12 protein-coding genes are annotated in these 12690 nt (G+C 33.7%); 8 read left to right on the forward strand and 4 right to left on the reverse strand.

Annotated features, from left to right (window positions below; genetic code table 11):
* Positions 1 to 81: 81 nt before the first annotated feature.
* From O5O44_RS13860 to O5O44_RS13885, 6 genes are all read left to right on the forward strand, one after another.
* The gene (locus tag O5O44_RS13860; protein WP_289194831.1) at positions 82 to 1626 is read left to right on the forward strand and encodes an OmpA family protein; all 1545 of its coding nucleotides are present in this window, start codon (positions 82 to 84) and stop codon (positions 1624 to 1626) included.
* A gap of 6 nt (positions 1627 to 1632) precedes the next feature.
* Positions 1633 to 2310, forward strand: a complete 678-nt coding sequence (locus O5O44_RS13865; protein ID WP_289194832.1) for a TapB family protein — start codon at positions 1633 to 1635, stop codon at positions 2308 to 2310.
* A gap of 122 nt (positions 2311 to 2432) precedes the next feature.
* A complete protein-coding gene (locus O5O44_RS13870; protein ID WP_289194833.1) occupies positions 2433 to 3482 on the forward strand; it encodes a nucleoid-associated protein in 1050 nt (349 codons plus the stop codon).
* Between the two features lie 101 nt (positions 3483 to 3583).
* Positions 3584 to 4363 (forward strand): polyphosphate kinase 2, encoded by a 780-nt coding sequence (gene ppk2, locus O5O44_RS13875; RefSeq protein WP_019388288.1) that lies wholly within the window; start codon positions 3584 to 3586, stop codon positions 4361 to 4363.
* A gap of 76 nt (positions 4364 to 4439) precedes the next feature.
* Positions 4440 to 5135: a cyclase family protein gene (locus O5O44_RS13880; RefSeq protein ID WP_289194834.1), complete on the forward strand. Its 696-nt coding sequence runs from the start codon at positions 4440 to 4442 to the stop codon at positions 5133 to 5135.
* Positions 5136 to 5330: 195 nt separating this feature from the next.
* On the forward strand, positions 5331 to 6260 hold the full coding sequence (locus O5O44_RS13885) for an alpha/beta hydrolase (protein WP_289194835.1): 930 nt from the start codon (positions 5331 to 5333) through the stop codon (positions 6258 to 6260).
* 27 nt (positions 6261 to 6287) lie between these two features.
* Here O5O44_RS13885 and lipB read toward each other — a convergent pair whose 3' ends face one another.
* Positions 6288 to 6995 carry a lipoyl(octanoyl) transferase LipB gene (gene lipB, locus O5O44_RS13890; protein ID WP_289194836.1) on the reverse strand — a complete coding sequence of 236 codons (708 nt, stop codon included), beginning with the start codon at positions 6993 to 6995 and terminating at the stop codon, positions 6288 to 6290.
* Between the two features lie 105 nt (positions 6996 to 7100).
* The gene (locus tag O5O44_RS13895) at positions 7101 to 7259 is read right to left on the reverse strand and encodes a YqaE/Pmp3 family membrane protein (protein ID WP_019388284.1); all 159 of its coding nucleotides are present in this window, start codon (positions 7257 to 7259) and stop codon (positions 7101 to 7103) included.
* A 253-nt stretch (positions 7260 to 7512) separates the two neighbouring features.
* On the opposite strand from O5O44_RS13895, the gene lysS reads away from it, so the two are divergent.
* The gene (gene lysS, locus O5O44_RS13900) at positions 7513 to 9207 is read left to right on the forward strand and encodes a lysine--tRNA ligase (protein WP_289194837.1); all 1695 of its coding nucleotides are present in this window, start codon (positions 7513 to 7515) and stop codon (positions 9205 to 9207) included.
* Positions 9208 to 9476: 269 nt separating this feature from the next.
* Here the strand turns inward: lysS and O5O44_RS13905 are convergent, their stop codons facing one another.
* Complete coding sequence (locus tag O5O44_RS13905; RefSeq protein ID WP_289194838.1) at positions 9477 to 10301, reverse strand: alpha/beta hydrolase; 825 nt, start codon at positions 10299 to 10301, stop codon at positions 9477 to 9479.
* Entirely contained in the window at positions 10261 to 11139 is an 879-nt protein-coding gene (locus tag O5O44_RS13910; RefSeq protein ID WP_289194839.1) for an alpha/beta hydrolase, read from the reverse strand. The genes O5O44_RS13905 and O5O44_RS13910 overlap by 41 nt, the downstream gene beginning before the upstream one ends.
* A 110-nt stretch (positions 11140 to 11249) precedes the next feature.
* Between O5O44_RS13910 and O5O44_RS13915 the strand changes: the two genes are divergently transcribed.
* Positions 11250 to 12473 (forward strand): hypothetical protein, encoded by a 1224-nt coding sequence (locus tag O5O44_RS13915; protein ID WP_289194840.1) that lies wholly within the window; start codon positions 11250 to 11252, stop codon positions 12471 to 12473.
* Positions 12474 to 12690 lie beyond the last annotated feature (217 nt).

The raw sequence follows: 12690 nt of genomic DNA on the forward strand, positions 1-12690 counted from the left end.
ATCATGAATTTTAACACTACATTTTTGTTTGTAAAAAACTAATTTCTATCTTTAAGGCAGCTATTAATCAATTAATTACAAATGAAAATTCCCAAAAGTGCTTACAGCATTCTACTTTTTTGGATTGCTTTTGTATTTACTTTCCCTAACATTGATGCACAAACCAAGAAACTAAAACGCCCAGGAAGTAAAGTTGGCATTTATAGCGTTGATAAATTTGTGTCTGAGTCGTTTGATATTTATGATAAAGTTTACAAATACGATGGGTATGCCGAAGCTGGAACACCCTTAGATGATGAAGATATTGATGTTCTCGAGGATGCTCTTGACGATTTAGAAGGTTTAAGTGATAGCGCACCAGATATTTTGAGTGATGTTGATGGGACCAGCGTCTTGAAACAAGCTAAAGCTACTTTACAAATTAATAAAGCTAAAAAAGCCCTTAATTATAGCATAAAAACTGCGAAAGAATTATTGTTAGGACAGCGGGAACGTGACACTGAAGAAGAACCTGAAGATGAATCTAATGACACTTCAACCAATGATAATCCAGAAACCAATTCTACTTCAACCAACAATGATATTGGAGACAACGATGATACCAATATATCTGACAATTTAGAGATTTATAGCAAATTTGATTTTGTTCCTGGAGATAAGCTCTTATTTTTTGATGATTTTGAAAAAGATTTCATAGGTGATTTTCCTAGTAAGTGGAATGCTAATGGTGGTGGTGAAGTGGTGCAAATAAATAACGAAAAATGGTTTGATTTACTCTCTGGTTATGGAAACTACTATATCCCAGATGTAAAAAGTTTACCCGAAGAATATACCATTGAATTTGATGTTTTAGTTAGTGGTTTAGATAAAAAGACCTCATCAACTGCCAGACTATTTATATATTTAAGTAGCACAAACGATTTTAGTCACGGTCCTACTTACACCGTTGCCAGTATTCCATTTTGTCAATATACTCCAGTAGAAATTCGAGTTCAAAATTATGTAAACCGCGGTGGTGGTGGCATTAACAATGGCGTAAAAGCCGATATTAGAAAAGCGGTGTTAAATAAACCGCACATTGCCATAGCTGTAAACAAACAACGTTTTCGTATATGGGTAAATGAAAAAAAATATATCGATGTGCCAAGAATGATGTCTCTCGAACATCGAGTAAACTTTATAAAATTTAATGTGAACAATTTCAAAGATGGCAAGGAACGTATTTTTATCAAAAATTTAAAAGTTTCAGAAGGTGGTGAAGATTTAAGACGAAAACTAATTTCAGAAGGCAAAATTTCAACTAACGGCATTTTATTCGATACAGGTTCTGCAAATTTAAAACCTCAGAGTTATGGTATTATTCGCCAAATATCTCAGGTATTAATGCAAGATGAAAATATTAATTTAAAGATTATTGGACATACGGATGCTGATGGTACCGAGGCATCCAATTTGCAGCTCTCTCAAGCACGTGCAGAAGCCGTAAAAAACGCATTAATTGAAGTTTATAAAATTTCTGGAAGTAGATTGCAAACAGATGGAAAAGGTGAAAGCGAACCGGTTGAAGACAACAGCACTAGCGACGGAAAAGCACAAAACCGTCGTGTAGAATTTGTAAAAATTTAAAATAATATGAAAACAAAAATCATCATACTCATTGGTCTATTTTTTATAAGTTTTTCATCTTATAGCCAAAGTAATTGCAAAGCCTACTACCCTTTTGAAGAAGGCACCAAATTTGAAATTACCAATTACGACAAAAAAGGCAAGAAAGAAGGCGTCGTTAAATATCATGTATCAAATATTGAAGATAATGTGGCAACTATTGAAGCTGTAATTTTTGACTCGAAAGACAAAGAAGTTACAACCATGAGCTATAATGTAATGTGCGATGGTAATAAAATTTCTATTGACTTTAAGTCGTTAATGAATCCAGACATGTTAAATCAATACAAAGACATGGAAATGGAATTTACTGGTACTAATATTGAGCTTCCAAATGATTTGCAAGTGGGCCAAAACTTAAACAATGCTAACATGAATATGGCTTTAAATATGGGAGGCATCACTATGAACATGAGCGTTAATATGTTAAACCGAACCGTAGACAAAAAAGAATCTATCACCACACCTGCAGGCACTTTTGATTGTTTTGCTATTAGCTACAACAACGAAATGAAAATGGGTATGAAAATGAAGTTTAAAATTAAAGAATGGATAGCAGAAGGTGTTGGCATGATTAGAAATGAAACATATAATAAAAATGATAAACTTATGGGTTACTCAGAACTTACAAGTTTTAGTAAATAGCGGTATTTTACCGCCAAATGCAAGTCCTCGAATCTCGAGCGTCAAAATATTATGTTTTGGCGCTCTTTTTTTAAACCAAATTCAGCTTAATTTTATAGTATTGCATTAATAATACACGATACATGATTTCAAGAAAAAACGCCTCAATTTCAAAATTCATCATCCATAAAGTTGGTAATAAATTCAACGACACTAAAAATGCATTTTCAGAAAAACTAGTTGATTTTGACGAAGCGAGCTACGATTTAATGTTACCCTTTTTGTTAAGGCCATTTGGCAGTGTGGTACAGAGTTACCGTTTTAATCATCACGCTAATATTGCTTTAAATGAAATTAACAGCTATTGCACGCAATTGTTTAATGATGAAGATAGTTTTATAGACATTTCAAAACACATTGTCACACATTTATACGAGCAATCGAGTTCAGCGCAAATAAAAACTGGCGATGTATTGGTTGTTATGTTTGAAGGTATCGAGTTTCGGGACATGACAACCAACGCTCTAGGTATTTTTAAAATTGAAAATAAGGTTAATTTCTTTCAAACGTATTTAGAAAACAACAGTTACGATGTTTTAGTACAAAAAGGTATTAGCAGTAAAAAAGTTGATAAAGGCTGTTTAATTTTAAACCAAAGCGATACTGAAGGCAACATTATTTTAAGTGTAGACAATAATAGTTACGATGCCCAATATTGGCTCAATCATTTTTTAAATATTAAGTACGCCGATGACGCTAATAATCATACTCAACAGTATATTGAGTTGTGCAAAGATTTTTCAACTGAAATTATAAAAACCAGTTATGGCGCACAAGAACAAAATATGTTTTTAGCTAAAACCATCGATTTTTTTAAAGAAAATGAAGTAGTCAATGTTGAGCGATTTAAAGAAGAACTTTTTGAAAACGAAAAGCAAATTCGCGAATTTGAAAACTATAAAAAAGAATTTGAAGGTGAACAGAATCTCGTGATTAGAAATCAGTTTAATGTTGCCGAAGCGGTTGTAACCAAGGAAAAACGAAAAATAAAAACCGATATTAAGTTAGATACGCACATACAAATAAAGTTAGATATTGATGCTCCTGATGCTTCTTCGGAATATTTGGAACGCGGTTATGACGAGGAAAAGAAAATGCATTATTACAAAGTATTTTTTAATGCCGAAAATTAATAAGAACCTTTATAAATTAACTTTATTTTAAGCAATAAAGCGTGCTTAAATCGCTTCATTTTTATGTTTTTCTGTAACTTGTGTTTCGTAAAAGTTTTAATATGGCAAAAGACAAAAAATTCAATTACGAAGCTGAATTAGCAAAACTACATACCGAATTAGTTCATCTACAAGAATGGGTTAAAAAACAAGGTTTAAAAGTGGTTATTGTTTTTGAAGGCAGAGATGCTTCTGGTAAAGGTGGAACTATAAAACGATTTACAGAACCTTTAAACCCCAGAGTTTGCAAAGTAGTTGCATTAGGCGTTCCTACCGAAAAAGAAAAAACACAATGGTATTTTCAAAGATATGTTTACCATTTACCTGCTGCTGGTGAAATTGTACTTTTTGATAGAAGTTGGTATAACCGAGCCGGAGTAGAAAAAGTAATGGGATTTTGCACTAATGACGAATACGATGAGTTTTTGCGTTCATGTCCAGAGTTTGAACGTATGTTAGTTCGATCGGGAATTATAGTTTTAAAGTATTGGTTTTCTGTAAGCGACGAAGAACAAGAACGACGTTTTAAAAACCGAATAAGCAATCCTTTAAAGCGTTGGAAATTTAGTCCGATGGATTTAGAATCTCGCTCTCGATGGTTGGAATATTCTAAAGCTAAAGACAACATGTTTGCACATACAGATACTAAACAAGTGCCTTGGTATGTAGTAAACTCAGACAACAAGAAAAAAGCGCGTTTAAATTGTATTAGCCATGTTTTAAGTCAGATTCCATACCAAAAAATGGATATTAAGCCTATTGAACTTCCGGAGTTACCAGACTATAAAGCCTATGTAAGACCACCAATGAATTACCAAACGTTTGTGCCGGAGAAGTATTAGAATACTCGTTTTGTAACTTTTCCTATTTACTTCACTAACAACATTTCATTGAAATACATTTTAAAAACGAAACCACATGATTGAAATTATTGATTTAAGTCAAGAAATTTATGAAGGCATGCCTGTTTTTAAAGATCTGCCTCAAGTAAAAATGGAAATTCACAATTCTCACGAAGAATGGGAAGGACTTAATAACCCAAAAAAAAGAACCCCTGCTGTACATAAATTAGAACTTGGAGAACACACTGGAACGCATGTTGACGCCATAAATCATATGGCAAAACAATATGAAGGACAATCAATAGATACGATGCCTTTATCTATGTTTTATACAGAAGGCATTTGCTTAGATTTCTCTCACAAAAAACTTAAAGAATTAATTGAGCCTTTTGAAATTGAAAATGCTTGTAAAAAAGCGAATTTAGAAATCAGAAAAAGAGACACCATTTTAATTTATACAGACCATTACCGAAAACATTTTAACGACAATGATTGGGGAAACGGACCCGGTATTTCTGGAGAAGCTGCGCGTTGGTTAGGAGAACAAAAAATCTCTGCTTTTGGAGTTGAAACCATGTCTCCTGGTGTTCCAAAAATATCTAATAAAGAAGTACATCAAATTTGCGGAGAATTAGGCTTTACGCATTATGAAAATATGATAAATCTTAATTTATTAATTGGTAGAGGACGTTTCCGATTTATTGGATTTCCATTAAAAATTAGAGGAGGAACAGGTTCTCCAGTAAGAGCAGTTGCCATATTTGAAAAATAATTTTTGATAGCACTCAATTACTGACAATCTAACAGGAAACGATTTAACCATAGAACCACTATAGAAACTTGAATTCGTAAAATTTATCTTCTAAATTTGCTAACAACTGATATCAATCAGTAAAACGACTTCATATCATTTAAGTTAGCAGATATTAAAGAAAAAAAACAGAAAAGTTTTTAACACACATAACAGATGAAAAAATTAATAAGTACCGCCATAATCTTATCTTTTATTCTTTCTGTAAAAGCTCAAAATACGCTTCCAAAAGTTGTTCATGGTAAGATAAAACGTATTGAGAATTTTGAGTCCAAATATATAACCTCAAGGCATGTTGATATATGGATGCCAGAAGGCTATTCTCAATCGAAAAAATATGCGGTATTATACATGCATGATGGACAAATGTTATTTGACCCTGAAAGTTCATGGAATAAACAAGCTTGGAATATAGATGATGCGGCTTCTAAATTATTTCAATCAAATAAGCTTAAAGAATTTATTGTAGTTGGTATTTGGAATGGAGGCGAAACAAGGCACTCTGATTATTTTCCGCAAGAACCATTTAAATATTTATCAACTAGTCAAAAAGACACAATCAATGCTCAACTTAAACGCTCGCACGTTCCAATAAAAAAAACATTTAATCCTCAATCCAACAATTACCTTAAGTTTGTTGTTGAAGAGCTAAAACCATATATCGATAAAACCTATTCGGTTTATTCCAACAAAGAAAACACATTCGTGATGGGTAGCAGTATGGGAGGTTTAATTTCTATGTATGCTATTTGTGAATACCCAAAAATATTTGGAGGTGCAGCCTGTTTATCAACGCATTGGACAGGTACTTTTACACTTGATAACAACCCTATGCCTGGTGCATTTATTAAGTACTTGAATAAAAACCTTCCAAATCCCAAAAATCATAAAATTTACTTTGATTGTGGAGATGAAACATTAGATAAGTTGTATCCGGAAATCCAAAAAGAAGTCGACCAGTTGATGGTAAAAAAAGGATACAATGAAAACAATTGGCTAACTAAATTTTTCCCAGGAGAAAATCATAGTGAAAATGCCTGGAGTAAAAGGCTCAATATCCCTTTGGTATTTTTATTTAAAAAATAACGACTGATAACCTTGTTTACAAAACCGTTAGCTCCCCTGATAAAACTCTGCCTCAAAAAGCGATTTAAAATGCTTCAAAAGTTTTGCTTTAACTTCAGATTCATCTACTTTTTCAAGTCCGAGTTCTACGTTAAGCGAAGTGACCGCTTTTCCACGAATACCGCAAGGAATCATTAAATCGAAATACCCTAAATCGGCATTTACATTAAGAGCAAATCCGTGCATGGTAACCCAGCGGCTTGCCCGTACACCCATAGCACAAATTTTTCGTGCAAATGGCGTGCCTACATCTAGCCAAACACCTGTTTCGCCAGGGCTTCGTTCGGCTTTTAAACCGTATTCAGCAAGGGTTAAAATGATCATTTCTTCAAGAAAACGTAGGTATTTATGAATATCGGTAAAAAAATTATCTAAATCTAAAATAGGATATCCAACAATTTGACCAGGGCCATGATAGGTAATATCACCGCCGCGATTTACTTTATAGAAACTTGCGTTTTTTGCTTTTAATTGTGCTTCGTCAACCAATAAGTTGGACATATCGCCACTTTTACCAAGGGTGTAAACATGCGGATGCTCTACAAACAAAAAATAGTTTTTGGTTTCTAAAGCGGCGTTTTCGCGTCTGTTTTTAATTTTAGTATCTACAATAGCTTTAAACAAGTTTTCTTGGTAATCCCAAGTTTGCTTGTAATCTTTAAGGCCTAAATCTTGAAGTTCGATGTTCTTATTCATGAACCGCAAAATTACAATATTTTATATGATTTTGAATGAAGAAGGTAGATAGATGATAGCAGCCAATTAATCGACTACCTGTTACTGAAAAGCACCTTCTACAAACTAATTTTTAGGATTATTAAGTATTACCAATGCTGCTATAACTCCTGGCACCCAGCCACAAAGCCATAACAAGAACACAATAATAATAGAACCGCAACCTTTATCGATAACGGCTAAAGGTGGACAAATAATAGACAGTAAAACTCTCCAGAAACTCATGATTTATTTTTTAATTGATGATTTAATTATATGACGTAAAAGTATATTTTTTGTTACAATTTGCGTTAGGGATTGCAATGAAAATCCTTTTTGTGAGGCACGAGCAAAAAGATTGTAATGGAAAGCCCGACCCTTGTGGTAACCTGCCTACCGGCAGGCAGGCGCCTAAAAAAAAATCGTAATTCAATAATCGTAAATCGTAAATCAATTGATTATCTTTGTGCCTTAAAAATTTTTACACAGCCATTAGACTATGTCGCAACTATCAGAACAAGAACTTGTAAGAAGAGAAAAACTAGCCAAATTACGCGAATTGGGTATTAACCCTTATCCTGCCGATTTATATCCTGTTAAAAACACATCGAAATCTATAAAAGCCAATTTTGAGGAAGGAAAACAGGTAAATATTGCAGGTCGTTTGATGTCTAGACGTATTCAAGGAAACGCGAGTTTTGCTGAATTACAAGATGCTGACGGACGGATACAGGTGTATTTTAACAGAGATGAAATTTGTACTGGTGATGACAAAAGCAAGTACAACGAAGTTTATAAAAAACTACTTGATATAGGCGATTTTATTGGTGTTGAAGGCGAATTGTTTTTAACCAAAGTTGGTGAGAAAACTGTGAAAGTTAAAAATTTTACGCTGCTTAGTAAAGCTTTAAAACCGCTACCATTACCTAGAACAGATGCCGAAGGTAAAGTGCATGATGCTTTTACCGACCCCGAGCAACGTTACAGACAGCGTTATGCCGATTTGGTAGTAAACCCACAAGTTAAAGACGTTTTTGTAAAGCGTACCAAATTGTTTAATGCGATGCGTTCGTTTTTTAATGATGCTGGTTATTTTGAAGTTGAAACGCCCGTTTTACAACCTATTCCTGGTGGTGCTGCGGCACGCCCGTTTGTAACGCACCACAATGCTTTAGATATTCCGTTGTATATGAGAATCGCTAACGAACTTTATTTAAAAAGATTAATTGTTGGTGGTTTTGATGGCGTTTATGAGTTTTCTAAAAACTTTAGAAACGAGGGAATGGACAGAACCCACAATCCTGAGTTTACGGCTATGGAAATCTATGTAGCTTACAAAGATTATAACTGGATGATGGATTTCTGCGAGCGTTTGTTAGAGCATTGTGCTATGGCTGTAAACGGAAGTACGAAAGCTACTTTTGGCAAACACGAAATTGATTTTAAAGCGCCATATGCTAGAGTAACTATGGCCGATTCGATAAAGCATTTTACTGGATTTGACATTACTGGGAAATCTGAAGACGAAATAAAACAAGCCGCCAAAGATATGGGTATTGAAGTTGATGATACCATGGGCAAAGGGAAGCTTATTGATGAGATTTTTGGTGAAAAATGCGAGGGCAATTACATCCAACCAACATTCATTACGGATTACCCAAAAGAAATGAGCCCACTTTGTAAAGAACACCGTGATAACCCAGAATTAACCGAGCGTTTTGAGTTGATGGTTTGTGGTAAAGAAATTGCAAATGCGTATTCTGAACTTAATGACCCTATTGACCAACGTGAGCGTTTTGAACACCAATTGAAGTTGGCTGCGAAAGGCGACGATGAAGCTACCGAGTTTATTGATTATGATTTTTTAAGAGCTTTAGAGTATGGTATGCCTCCTACTTCGGGCATGGGTATTGGTATGGATCGATTAATTATGTTTTTAACTAACAACCAGTCTATACAAGAGGTGTTGTTCTTCCCACAAATGCGACCAGAGAAAAAAGCCGTTGCTATTAGCGATGATGCGAAAGCGGTGCTAGATATTTTGAAGAAAGCTGAAACGATTGATCTAGTTGCGTTGAAAGGACAATCTGGTTTATCAAATAAAAAATGGGATAAATCGATTAAAGAATTAACTAAAAACAATCTTGCTAAAGTTGAAAAGACTGATCAAGGATTGTTTGTTAATCTCGTTTAAAGTACACTTATATCTAAAATTAAAAAAGCCAGTAATTCATGAATTACTGGCTTTTTTTAAAACTAACTAAACTAACTAAATTTATTAACTAAACTTCTCTACAAATAGACAGAATATTTAGCGTTTAGAAAAGTAATTTAGAAATGTTTAACACTCCTTTTTTGTATTTTAATTTTTATTTAAGAATTAATACTTAGATATGTTAAAATATTAAGAAAAAGAAGCTATTTCCGCTGCTTTTAATCAGCACCGTAACCCAACTATAAAGTTTATTTAAGTACCATTTCCATATGACTATGATAAGCATCAAACGCACTTAAATTATGATGCGTTCCATCTGGAAAAGACACAAATGTGGTTCTATCTTTAGGCGAAGCGTTGTAGAGTTTTTCGGCAGATGCATAAGGCACAACATCATCACTGGTGCCATGCAACATTAAAATAGGGCAATCGGTTTTTTGAATAAACCGATAACTCAGCAATTTGTATTTTAATAGTGCTTTTACTGGCAATATGGAAAACCGAGATTCGGCAACATCTAATATACTGTAATAAGGGGTTTCTAAAATGAGTTGTTTCGGTTTGTTTTTGGAAGCTAAATAAGTTGCTATTCCAGTTCCTAATGATCGTCCGTAAATAGTGATATCATCTTCATCATATAAACCTTTTATATAATTGTAGCAATACTGTCCGTCGTGGTACAATGCCTCTTCACTAAGTTTGCCTTTGCTTTTTCCGTAGGTTCTGTAGTCCATGATTAAAACATCATACTGTTTTTCAACAAAATATTCTGCTAAAACACCCCAACGCGATAAATCGCCAGCATTACCATGAAAAAAAAGCACCACACCTTTAGGTTGTTCAATTTTAAAATGGATGGCATTTATTACAGCATTGGTTTCTGTTTGAAAAAATAGTTCTTCAAAAGGATATGAGAATTGATAGGTGTAATCTTGCTCTAAAACCGTTGGCAAAAACAACATTTTCTCTTGAAAAAAATATAAAAGGGCTGTTACCATAAAATATAAACTGAGTAAAACAAAAACTAGGTTTTTAAATTTTCGTTTTATTGGGTTTTGAGCTGTGTTGAACATGAATGCTTGTAGTTGATAAATCGATATCTTGAGGAGTGTTATTCAATATATCATGAATCATTTTATGATACGATTCAAAATTATTTAAATTTTTATGTCCACCACCAATTACTGTATGCAGTTTCGTTAGTTTAGGGTTTACCTTCGATAATTTTACACTCGTTTTATATGGTATTAACTTATCATTCGTACCATGAATAATATGTATTGGGCACTGCACATACTTGAGCCATTTATAGGTTGGTAACGGATATTTTATTAAAACTGATAATGGCATAAAAGGCGCATATCGCGCGGTAACTTTTGTTAGACTATAATAAGGTGCATCTAGAATAAGCATTTTGGGGTGATTCATAGAAGCTAGTTTTGCAGCAAAACCAGAACCTAAAGATCTTCCGTATAAAATGATTCTATTTTCAGAAGTACGCTCCTTAATTTTATTATAAACCTCTTGTAAGTCTCTCTTTATGGCTTTCTGTGAGCGTCTGCCCGTACTTTTTCCAAAACCTCGATAATCTACCATGAGCACATTGTAACCATGTCTGGTAAAATCTACAGCAAATTTACCCCAACCTTTTATGCTTTTAGAATTTCCTTTGAGATATAATACAATGCCTTTTGATTCGCCCTTAGGCTTAAAAAGTAAACCATTAATTATAGCACCATCTCTTGTTTCTAAATTATACTCTTTGGTGTCTTGATTTTCATAATAGAATTCAAAATCATTTGGAAGTTTTTCGGGCTTAAATAGCATATAATCTTGTAAATAATACAAGGCAATACTTATTACCACATAAGCAATTAAAATGATGATAAGAATATGTAACCAATACGGCATTAATAAAAGATGTTAGCATACTAATATACAATAAATTGGTTTCTTCCCTATATTCAGAATTCACTCAAGCAGAATTAAATATCAAACAAAACTTTACTTATTTTTGCTCGATGCAAAAAATCATACCATTTGCTTTAATTATCTTATTACAATGTTGCACTCTCACTCAAGCGCAACAAAAAGATAGCCTATTAATTAAAAATGGTATTGAAAACCCTAGTATTTTATCTACCCACCATTTTGGAATTTTTAGTTCTAGACTAAATACCAATTTTAAATATGCGCCGCCTTTAAAAGCAACGGTGGCAATAAATTATACTAGCGGAAATAATTTTCACCCGTATGTAGAATCTTATTACCCAAAAGATCCAACCGTTAGAGCACAGCAAAGTGAGGTAGCATGGAATATACGTCCGTTTCATTTTATAGACCAAGAAACCACACCTGCCGATTATTTAAACATTGTTATTGACGCTGTTATCAAAGAATTTAGAGCAACGGCGACCATTCCCATTAATCAACAACACGAAATAGGTATATCATTGAGATCCTACCTTATTACCAAAGGTAAATACCCGTTTTCATTTTTTACCAGCGATGAGTCTATAGAATGGTTTCATAGCCATGTTGCTGGTGGCGAAGATCCATTTGGTAGGCGCTATTATGGTTTAAACCAAGTCAATTTCAAATATTTAGATCGCAACGGTAATACCTTAGAGCTAAATAATAACACATTCTTTCTGGGAGGCATAGAGTTAAGTCATTTTTACTACCCAAAACTCAACATCAATAAGTCGCGACGTATTTTCTTGAATTTTGGTACGCATGTGGGTTTAAACACTTCAAGGTTTAATTCATCTATCGATGTAGGAATTTCAGCAAATGCCATTAAAAAACTGCCGTTAAAAAAAAACTACGAGTTAAATATTGCCACAGGCTTAAACGTATTACGTAAAAATTTAATCAATTTTAAAGACGTGATGGATTTAGGTAATAATCCTTATTTAGGAACTTTCGAAGCCGAAATAGAAATTACCAAATACACGCTAAAAGGCAATTACAATGCTTTTGGTATTAATTATCATATCCAGACGCGCTATAATAAAAAAGAAGAATACGATTATTTCAAACTTATAGGAAAATGGCGTGAAATTAATGGTGGTTGGCAAAACGGTGTATACAATCTTTACCAACCATTATCTAGCTGGAATTTCATATACACCTACGGCACACCAAAATACATGCTCACCCTTTTCATAAAAGAAGATTTAGAAGTCAACAACGCGCCAGACTTTCAAACAGGTATTAGTTTAAAAATACCAATCGCAAAATAATTTTTTAGGGCGCCTGCCTGCCGGCAGGCAGGTTACCAAAAGGGTCGGACTTTACACTGCAAGTCCGTGTTCGTGCCTCACTGTAGGCATTTCACTACAATCCCTAACGCAAATCCATTTCCAAAACAAATGCACAATTTTGTTAACGTGTCGTTAAATTTCTATTGACAATTAAACCTTTTTAAAATGTGAAAGTCAAAAGAGCAAAGACATATAA

This window comes from Algibacter luteus, assembly GCF_030344935.1.
GTDB classification, from domain to species: Bacteria; Bacteroidota; Bacteroidia; order Flavobacteriales; family Flavobacteriaceae; genus Arenitalea; species Arenitalea lutea.

Excerpts from the sequence above, each read along its gene's own strand:
- lysS (WP_289194837.1), top strand. The coding sequence starts at position 7,513 with ATGTCGCAACTATCAGAACAAGAACTTGTAAGAAGAGAAAAACTAGCC.
- O5O44_RS13885 (WP_289194835.1), top strand. The coding sequence starts at position 5,331 with ATGAAAAAATTAATAAGTACCGCCATAATCTTATCTTTTATTCTTTCT.
- O5O44_RS13865 (WP_289194832.1), top strand. The coding sequence starts at position 1,633 with ATGAAAACAAAAATCATCATACTCATTGGTCTATTTTTTATAAGTTTT.
- lipB (WP_289194836.1), bottom strand. The coding sequence starts at position 6,995 with ATGAATAAGAACATCGAACTTCAAGATTTAGGCCTTAAAGATTACAAG.
- O5O44_RS13910 (WP_289194839.1), bottom strand. The coding sequence starts at position 11,139 with ATGCCGTATTGGTTACATATTCTTATCATCATTTTAATTGCTTATGTG.
- O5O44_RS13905 (WP_289194838.1), bottom strand. The coding sequence starts at position 10,301 with ATGTTCAACACAGCTCAAAACCCAATAAAACGAAAATTTAAAAACCTA.
- O5O44_RS13870 (WP_289194833.1), top strand. The coding sequence starts at position 2,433 with ATGATTTCAAGAAAAAACGCCTCAATTTCAAAATTCATCATCCATAAA.
- ppk2 (WP_019388288.1), top strand. The coding sequence starts at position 3,584 with ATGGCAAAAGACAAAAAATTCAATTACGAAGCTGAATTAGCAAAACTA.
- O5O44_RS13895 (WP_019388284.1), bottom strand. The coding sequence starts at position 7,259 with ATGAGTTTCTGGAGAGTTTTACTGTCTATTATTTGTCCACCTTTAGCC.
- O5O44_RS13915 (WP_289194840.1), top strand. The coding sequence starts at position 11,250 with ATGCAAAAAATCATACCATTTGCTTTAATTATCTTATTACAATGTTGC.
- O5O44_RS13860 (WP_289194831.1), top strand. The coding sequence starts at position 82 with ATGAAAATTCCCAAAAGTGCTTACAGCATTCTACTTTTTTGGATTGCT.
- O5O44_RS13880 (WP_289194834.1), top strand. The coding sequence starts at position 4,440 with ATGATTGAAATTATTGATTTAAGTCAAGAAATTTATGAAGGCATGCCT.